General features: G+C 69.5%; 7 protein-coding genes. 3 read left to right on the top strand and 4 right to left on the bottom strand.

Going from position 1 to position 7234, the window contains the following annotated elements:
- Positions 1-212: 212 nt before the first annotated feature.
- Positions 213-1331: a hypothetical protein gene (locus tag ACT4N8_RS03990; RefSeq protein ID WP_444856843.1), complete on the top strand. Its 1119-nt coding sequence runs from the start codon at positions 213-215 to the stop codon at positions 1329-1331.
- Positions 1332-1478: 147 nt separating this feature from the next.
- On the opposite strand, the gene ACT4N8_RS03985 is transcribed toward ACT4N8_RS03990, so the two are convergent.
- Complete coding sequence (locus tag ACT4N8_RS03985) at positions 1479-3179, bottom strand: acyl-CoA dehydrogenase (protein WP_444856842.1); 1701 nt, start codon at positions 3177-3179, stop codon at positions 1479-1481.
- 49 nt (positions 3180-3228) lie between these two features.
- On the opposite strand from ACT4N8_RS03985, the gene ACT4N8_RS03980 reads away from it, so the two are divergent.
- Positions 3229-4152, top strand: coding sequence for an L-threonylcarbamoyladenylate synthase (locus tag ACT4N8_RS03980; protein WP_444856841.1), 924 nt, complete (start codon positions 3229-3231; stop codon positions 4150-4152).
- Here ACT4N8_RS03980 and msrA read toward each other — a convergent pair.
- Positions 4149-4694 (bottom strand): peptide-methionine (S)-S-oxide reductase MsrA, encoded by a 546-nt coding sequence (gene msrA, locus ACT4N8_RS03975; protein ID WP_444856840.1) that lies wholly within the window; start codon positions 4692-4694, stop codon positions 4149-4151. The genes ACT4N8_RS03980 and msrA overlap by 4 nt on opposite strands.
- Positions 4687-5349: a response regulator transcription factor gene (locus ACT4N8_RS03970; protein WP_444856839.1), complete on the bottom strand. Its 663-nt coding sequence runs from the start codon at positions 5347-5349 to the stop codon at positions 4687-4689. The genes msrA and ACT4N8_RS03970 overlap by 8 nt, the downstream gene beginning before the upstream one ends.
- Before the next feature lie 369 nt (positions 5350-5718).
- Between ACT4N8_RS03970 and ACT4N8_RS03965 the strand changes: the two genes are divergently transcribed.
- Complete coding sequence (locus ACT4N8_RS03965) at positions 5719-6402, top strand: murein L,D-transpeptidase catalytic domain family protein (protein WP_444856838.1); 684 nt, start codon at positions 5719-5721, stop codon at positions 6400-6402.
- A gap of 15 nt (positions 6403-6417) precedes the next feature.
- On the opposite strand, the gene ACT4N8_RS03960 is transcribed toward ACT4N8_RS03965, so the two are convergent.
- On the bottom strand, positions 6418-7234 hold an 817-nt coding region (locus tag ACT4N8_RS03960), incomplete at its 5' end, for a Rieske 2Fe-2S domain-containing protein (RefSeq protein WP_444856837.1).

Genomic DNA, 7234 nt, shown 5'->3' with positions numbered 1-7234 from the left:
CGCTGCACCCGGCTGCGCCGCGCCGCCGCCGGTCAGGGCGCGGGCCATGACGGGGAAGCCCACTAGGCACATCGCGCGCCCCGGTGTGACCGATTTGCCGCACCGGCGCCGCCGTTCGGCGCCAGGCCGTTGACTCGCCGCTGGAATCTTGCGCCTTGGCGCTTATGTGAGCTGCGCCCGGACGGGGTCGGGCGGGAGCGGGAATCGGGAATTTGATCGGAGCGAACAAGCGAAGGCTGTGGATCGGCGGCGCGGGGCTGTGCCTCCTCGGCGCGGCGGCGGCGCATGCTCAGGAGGCCGGCAGCAATGCGATCGGCCCGGCGCAGCTGCGCGATTTCTCGCTGACCCCGAAACAGACCATCGTCCGGCAGCCGCCGCCCGAGGCGCGGCCCGCGCCGCGCGTCGCGCCGCCCTCGCCCGCGACGGTGCCGCCCGCTTCCCCCACGGCGCCGGAGCGTCCCGCGCAGCCTTCAGCTCAATCGCAGCGGCCGCCCGCCGCGACTCAGCCGCCGTCGGCGCCGAGCGAACAGCCGGCCGCGGAAAGCCAGAGCTTCGTGCCGGCGCCGGTGCCGGACACCAATTCGGCGCCGCCTGCTCCGATCCCGGCGCCCTCCGAAGCCGCCCCGGCGCCCGACGCCGACCCGGGCGTTTTCGGGTACTGGGCCTACGGCCGCGCCGCCGCCGGCCGCGCCCCGCTTGGCCGGGGGCTGATCCGCCGCCGTCGCCGCCGCGAGGAGCTGGCCTATGCCGCCGCGATCGAGCCGATCGCGGCGCCCGCGCCCGTCCCCGCCCCGCCGCCGGTGCCCCGGCCCGATCCGGTGCCGCGCCCCTGGCTGGAGCTCGAGCTCAAGACCATCCGCGCCTCCTTCTCGGCGGTCGAGGCCATGGTCGAGTTCGAGCTCTCGATCAGCAACACCGGCGGCAGCCCGGCGCGCAATCTCAAGATCGACGTCAAGATGTTCAACGCCGGCCGCGAGCAGGACCAGGAGATCGGCGCCTTTTTCCGCACCGCCGGGCGCGAGAGCACCAAGCTCAACCTGCCCGGCATCCACCATGGCGCGACCGGGGTGATCCAGGGCGAGGTGGCGATGCCGCTCGAGGAGATGAAGGCGATGAAGCTCGACGGGCGGATGCTGTTCGTCCCCGTCGTTGCTGTCAACGCCCTCTACGAGTGGGGCGAGGGGCGCAGCGGCCAGAGCTCCAAATCCTATGTCGTCGGCCGCGAGCTGGAGACGCCGAGCGAGAAGATGGGCGCGTTCCGCGTCGACCAGGGGCCGCGCATCTGGCGCACGGTCGGCCAGCGCCAGCACAAGCTGGCGCGGCGGGTCTGATCAGGCGGCGCGGATCAGCGGCCGAACAGCAGCCACACGATCAGCAATATAAGGAGCAGGCCGCCCAGGCTGATTCCCATCCGCATCGTCTTTTCTCCATATCGGGGTCGTATCGGCTCCCCAACCAACGCCCGGCCCGCGGGTTCCTCAGTGGGCGAAACCTTCAGCGTCGAGCGAATAGAGAATGTCCGCCGGGGCGTTGGCGGCCGCGGCGAGACCGAGCGCTTCGGGCACGATCTGGTCGAGGTAGAAGCGTCCCGCCGCCCGCTTCATCGCCGCGAAGGCCGGATCGCCGTCATGACCGTCGAGCGCCGTGAGCTGGCGCTTCAGCAGCCAGCCGCAGGTCGCAACCGAGAGCATCGTCAGGAACGGGTAGGAAGCCGCCATGCGGTCGTCGGGGCCGGCGCCGAGCAGACGGCCCGCAATCGTCTCGCAGGCACCGGCCAGCTCGAGCAAGCCGGCTTCGTCGACGGCATCCGCGCGGATGTCGTCGAGCAGGCGTTGGAGCACACCGCCGCCTTCCATCCCCAGCTTGCGCCCGACCAGATCGGCCGCCTGGATTCCGTTCGTGCCTTCGTAGATCGGCGAGATTCGGGCGTCGCGATAATGCTGGGCGGCGCCGGTTTCCTCGACATAGCCCATGCCGCCATGGACCTGGACGGCGAGGCTGGTCACCTCGACGCCGACATCGGTGCCATAGGCCTTGACCAGAGGCGTGAGCAGGTCCGCCCGCGCGCGCGCCGCCTCGTCGCCGAGGCTCGCCCGGTCGGTCTGCCCCGCGCAATAATAAGCGAGCGCGCGCGCGGCCTGGGTCAGCGCCTTCATCCGCAAAAGCATGCGGCGGACGTCGGGAAATTCGACGATTCTAGCGGGCCGCCCCTCGCGGCTGCCCTGGACGCGCTCGAGCGCATAGGCGACCGCCTGCTGGGTCGCCCGTTCGGCGATCGAGACGCCCTGCAGGCCGACGTTCAAACGGGCGTTGTTCATCATCGTGAACATCGCCGCCATGCCCTTATTCTCCTCGCCGATCAGCCAACCGGTGGCGCCGCCTTCGTCGCCATAGGCCATGACGCAGGTCGGCGAGGCGTGGATGCCGAGCTTGTGCTCGATCGAGACGCATCTGAGGTCGTTCCTGGTCCCGTCGGGCAGGATCTTGGGGACGAGGAAGAGCGAGATGCCCCGCGTCCCCTGCGGCGCGTCGGGCAGGCGAGCGAGGACGAGGTGGACGATATTGTCGGCCAGGTCGTGCTCGCCGAAGGTGATGAAGATCTTGGTGCCGGTGATCCTGTAGCTGCCGTCGCCGTTCGGTTCGGCCCGGGTCTTGAGCGCGCCGACGTCGGAGCCCGCCTGCGGCTCGGTGAGGTTCATCGTGCCGGTCCATTCGCCGGTGACGAGCTTGGGGAGCCAGGCCTGCTGCAATGCCGGCGTGCCGTGATGCTTCAGCGCCTCGACCGCGCCCGGGGTGAGCATCATCACCAGCGAGAAGCCCATGTTCGCCGAGCCGAGATCCTCCATGACCACGCTCGCCAAGGTGAGCGGCAGGCCTTGCCCGCCATGCTCCGCAGGGCCGGCGAGCGTGCCCCAGCCGCCCTCGACATAGGCGCGATAGGCCTCCCTGAAGCCGGGAGGCAGGGTGACGCCCTCCGGCGACCATTTCGCGCCGATCTCATCCCCCGCGCGGTTGAGCGGCGCGAACTCGCCGGCGGCGAAATCGCCCGCGCCCTGGACGATCGCCTCGACCAGATCGGGCGTGGCTTCGGCGAAGGCGTTGTGGCCGGCGAGCTCGTCCATGCCGACGATGTGCCTGAGCAGGAAAAGCTGCTCAGCGACTGGCGGCGTGTAAGTCATGCGAGCCCCCGACATTGCGCTGGACGAGCGCCGGCTATAGCGCGCGCGCATGACCGCGCAAAACACCCGCGTGATGCCGTGTGGCCCGGAGGCGATCGCCGAGGCGGCGCGGCTGATCCGCGCCGGCGAGCCGGTGGCGATGCCGACCGAGACGGTTTACGGGCTGGCGGCGGACGCGACGAGCGGTGAAGCAGTCGCGCGCATCTATGCGGCGAAGGGGCGGCCGGGCTTCAATCCACTGATCGTCCATGTCCGAGGTCTTGAAGAAGCGGCTGAGATCGCCGTGCTGGACGAAAAGGCCGAGGAACTCGCGCGCGCGCACTGGCCGGGGCCGCTGACGCTCGTCCTGCCGCTCCGGAAGGGCGCGCCGATCGCCTCGCTGGTGACGGCCGGCCTTTCCACGGTGGCGGTGCGCGCGCCGGCCCATAAGGCGATGCGCGAGCTGCTGGCCGCGGTCGGCCGGCCGCTCGCCGCGCCTTCCGCCAATGCGAGCGGGCGGATCAGCCCGACGCGGGTTGAGCATGTGGTTGCGCATTTGAAGGGACGAATCCCGCTGATCGTCGACGCCGGCCCGACCGCGCACGGGCTGGAAAGCACGATCGTCGCGCTGACCGGCGGCCCGCCCCGTCTGCTTCGCCCCGGCCCGATCGATCTCGGACTGATCGCCGACGGGGATGGGCCGGTGGAGGCGCCGGGCCAGCTCGCCAGCCATTATGCGCCGGCCAAGCCACTTCGGCTCGGCGCCGAGCGGGCTGAACCGGGTGAATGGCTGATCGGGTTCGGCGCGGTGGCGGGGGACGCCAATCTCAGCCCGGCGGGCGACGTGATCGAAGCGGCGGCCCGCCTGTTCGATCTGCTGCACGAAGCCGAAGGCCAGGCATCTCCGAAGATTGCCGTGGCGCCGATCCCGGAGACCGGCCTTGGCGCGGCGATCAACGACCGCCTGTGCCGCGCCGCCGCGCCGCGCGCCTAGGCGGCGGCTTCGCTCTTCAGCCGTGCGGCGAAGCTCTTGCGGAGCTTCTGGAGCTTGGGGGGGATGACGGCGAGGCAATAGGGATTGCGCCGGCCTTCGCCCTCCCAATAATCCTGGTGGTAATCCTCGGCCGGATACCATTCGGCCAGCGGCTCGATCGCGGTCACGATCGGCGCGGGCCAGTCGGCCTGGGCGCGCTCGATGGCGCGCCGCGCGGCCTCCTCCTGCTCGGGCGAATGGGGGAAGATGGCGGAGCGATATTGGGTGCCGACGTCATTGCCCTGGCGGTTCAGCTGGGTCGGATCGTGCGTGGCGAAGAACATGTCCAGCAGGTCGTCGAAGCTCACCAGGGAGTCGTCGAACGTCACCCGGATCGCCTCGGCGTGGCCGGTGTCGCCGCCGCAGACCTCTTTGTAGGTCGGATTGGCGACATGGCCGCCGGTATAGCCGCTTTCGACCGACGAGACGCCGATCAGATCCTTGAACACCGCCTCGGTGCACCAGAAGCACCCGCCGGCAAGGGTGGCGACCTGCTCAGCCATGCGCCTTCGCCTGCGCGGCGTCGCCGGCGGGCTTCATTCCCGCCTCGAGCGCGAGCGACAGCGCCTCGGCGAGATTGCCGACCTGGAGCCGCTCCATCATGTTGCCGCGGTGCATCTCGACGGTGCGCAGGCTGATGCCGAGCCGCGCGGCGAGCTGCTTGTTCGATTCGCCGGCGAGCAGCCCCTCCAGCACCTCGCTCTCGCGGGCGGTAAGCTGGTCGACACGCTCGCGCGCCACCCGGCGGCGCTGGCCGCTGGTCTCGCGCTCCTCCAGCACGTCAAACGCCTGGGTGAAGCTGGCGAGCAAGGCCTCCTCCGAGAACGGCTTCTCGATGAAGTCGACCGCGCCCTGCTTCATCGCGCGCACCGCGGTCGGCACCTCGCCATGTCCGGTCATCACGATGACGGGCCAGTCGACGCTCCTTTTCTGGAGCTCCGCCATGACCTGGAAGCCGTCCATTTGCGGCATTCGGATGTCGAGCAGCACGCAGCCGGGCTCGAGATCGGGCAGCGCCTCGAGAAAGTCTCCACCGGAACCGAAGGGATAAGAGCGGATCTTGGAGGCGCCCAGCATGAAGCTCAGGGAACGGCGCACGTCGCGGTCGTCGTCGACCACGTAGACATAAGGCGAATTCAGGGCGATTTCCTTCAACACGGGGCCGTGTCCCCCTCTTCCGGCCACATGGCGCGTCGGGCGCGAAAGCGCAAGGCGGGCTGGTCCAAATCAGCCGCTCAGCGCCTTGGAATACCGTGATTTCCCGGTATCGCTGGGTCAGGGCACGGGGTCGCGCAAGAAATGCTTGAACGGCTTCGAAGGACTTGGTTCCGCCATGTCGGGGAGACTCCCGGCCTTCGTCGCCGTTCCCGCACGGTTCGCCGGAATGTCCAAAATCCTGTTAACCGTTTCAGCGGATGATGCGGTGAAACGCGGCTGGTTCGCGATGAACGACTCGGCGGGCGTAGTTCACCTCATTGAGAGGCAAGGGAAAAAATCCTACCTCTCTTATCCACCGGGAGGGCAGGAATGTCATTTACACGTCGGCAGATCATCGAGGCGGGAGCCGCCACGGGCGCGCTCGGCCTGATGGCCAGCTCGCCGTTGCTCGCCGCCGTCATCGATTCACCCGAGCTTCGTCGCCGTCCCGACATGGCCGCGGCCGAGGCGGCCGCGCGGCCGCGCGTGATGGTCGATCCGACCGTCGACCCGCGCATCGTCGCCCGCGCCAGGGCTTCGTTCGACCGCCACCGCGCGCAAATCCGGCACGCCGAGACGGTGGGCATCGTCGACTTCTCGAAAGTGTCGAGCGAGCCGCGTTTCTACCTGCTCGACACCAATACCGGCCGGGTCACCCGCCATTTCGTCTCGCACGGCCGCGGCTCCGATCCCGGGCATACCGGCTTCCTTCAGCAATTCTCGAACCGGATCGGCTCCGAGGCGACCTCCGAGGGCGGCTATCTGATCGGCAGCTATTATGACGGCCGCTACGGCCGCTCGATGCGCGTCAACGGCCTCGACCATTCCAACAGCAACGCCGAGGCGCGGGCGATCGTCGTCCACACCGCCTGGTATGCCGAGCCCGACGTGATCGCGCAGCAGGGCCGGCTGGGCCGCAGCGAAGGCTGCTTCGCCTTGCCGCAGCGGAGCCATCAGGAAGTCCTGGCCCGGCTCGGCCCCGGCCATTTCCTTTACGCCAACCGCGCCGCCTGAGGGCGCTTCCACACTCTATTCCGTAAGCTCGGCCGGTTCCTCCGCTTTCACTGCCGCCAGTGCCTTCACCGCCGGGCCGTGGATGACTTCGCCATCCAAGGCGAAGCGCGAGCCGTGGCAGGGGCAGTCCCAGGTGCGGTCGTTCTCGTTCCAGCCGACCAGGCAGCCCATATGGGTGCAGGCCGCCGAGACCGCGTGGACCCGGCCCTGCTCGTCGCGGAAGGCGGCGACGTTGCGGCCGTCGAGCTTGAGGATGCCGCCTTCGCCCGGCTTGAGCGCGTCGAACGCATGCGGCTTGGCGCGCAGATAGCCGCCGATCAGATCCGCGGCGACCTCGGCATTGCCCTTGATGAACTGGGCGGCGCCGGCGACCGGCTTGATCCGGGTCGCGTCGTAGAGATCGAGCCAGGGATTCTCCTTCCCCTCGACCAGGTCGGCGATCAACATCGCGGCCGCGGCGCCGTTGGTGATCCCCCAGGCATTGAAGCCGGTCGCGACCAGATAGGCGTCGGCGCGCGACGACGACCAGCCGGCGCACGGGGCATGGTCCATCGGCGTGTAATCCATATTGGTCCAGCGCCAGGACGGGGCGACCGCGAAGTGGCGCATGGCGAATTCTTCGAGCTCGGCGAAGGCGGCGCGCTCGCCCTCGACATCGCCGCCCTTGAAGGACGGGCCGGTGAAGATCAGCCAGTCGCGCCCGTCTTCGTCACGGTGGCCGCGCAGCGAGCGGTGGGGCGTCTCAGCGCTGATATACATGCCGTCCGGCACGCGGCTCGGCTCCGCCTCGCCCATGATCACCGGGTGCATGTGCGGGTGGGTCTCGGCGTAG

Source organism: Sphingosinicella sp., from assembly GCF_052387495.1.
Lineage (GTDB): Bacteria > Pseudomonadota > Alphaproteobacteria > Sphingomonadales > Sphingomonadaceae > Allosphingosinicella.
This window is presented reverse-complemented; position numbering and strand designations above follow the sequence as displayed.

Coding starts and splice junctions, on each gene's coding strand:
- ACT4N8_RS03985 (WP_444856842.1), bottom strand. CDS start 3,179: ATGACTTACACGCCGCCAGTCGCTGAGCAGCTTTTCCTGCTCAGGCAC.
- ACT4N8_RS03980 (WP_444856841.1), top strand. CDS start 3,229: ATGACCGCGCAAAACACCCGCGTGATGCCGTGTGGCCCGGAGGCGATC.
- msrA (WP_444856840.1), bottom strand. CDS start 4,694: ATGGCTGAGCAGGTCGCCACCCTTGCCGGCGGGTGCTTCTGGTGCACC.
- ACT4N8_RS03965 (WP_444856838.1), top strand. CDS start 5,719: ATGTCATTTACACGTCGGCAGATCATCGAGGCGGGAGCCGCCACGGGC.